This is a genomic window from Salinimicrobium oceani, assembly GCF_012037645.1.
Genome location: NZ_JAAVJR010001388.1, coordinates 1 through 317, shown reverse-complemented (window position 1 = coordinate 317; position 317 = coordinate 1). Strand labels below are relative to the sequence as shown.

Annotated in this window: 1 protein-coding gene; it reads right to left on the bottom strand. The window is 50.2% G+C overall.

Annotated features, from left to right (window positions below; all coding sequences use genetic code 11):
• The coding region (locus HC175_RS22325) for an aminotransferase class IV (protein WP_209310208.1) at positions 1-317 on the bottom strand (317 nt) is incomplete at both ends.

Genomic DNA, 317 nt, shown 5'->3' with positions numbered 1-317 from the left:
TTCCGCAGTAAAGATCTGTTTTCCTTCTGCATACAGGGATTCCACAATGGTGATCTGAGTGGTGGTACCGGTGAGGAAGATCTCGTCTACCCGATCCAGGTGCTCCAGCTTTACCGGATTTTCCTCAAAAGCAATCCCGAGATCACGACAGATCTCCAGAACCACCTTCCGGGTGATGCCGGAGAGGATATGCCGACCTTCTGGATGGGTTTGAACGACATTATCTATGACAAAAAAAGCCGTGGAGTGGGAACCTTCGGTAAAATGACCATCGCGCACGAGCAGGTTTTCGTCAAAACCACCGGTGATGGCTTCTT